The organism is Arthrobacter sp. K410C (assembly GCF_059090105.1).
On the sequence record NZ_JBNHFJ010000070.1, the window covers coordinates 1 to 285 of the forward strand.

Genomic DNA, 285 nt, shown 5'->3' on the forward strand with positions numbered 1-285 from the left:
CGTTCTGCCCGAAGTCATCATCCGTGTGGTCCCGGAACAACAGGTTGGGGGCGCGTTTGAACACCACCGCGATCTCCGTCACCCGCCGCCCCAGGCGTTTCCCGGCACGCAGGTAGAACGGGACCCCGGCCCAGCGGCGGGTGTGGATGTCCACCCGGATCGCCGCGTAGGTTTCCGTGGTCGAGTTCGCGGGGATGCCTTCTTCCTCCAGGTAGCCCTGGACCTGCTCACCGCCCTGCCAGCCGCCGGTGAACTGCCCCCGCGCCGAGTGCGTGGACAGGTCCT

1 pseudogene is annotated in these 285 nt (G+C 68.4%); it reads right to left on the reverse strand.

The features are described from left to right. Nucleotides 1-285, reverse strand: a pseudogene (locus AC5RU7_RS21120) (glucose-6-phosphate dehydrogenase); the annotation flags it as partial.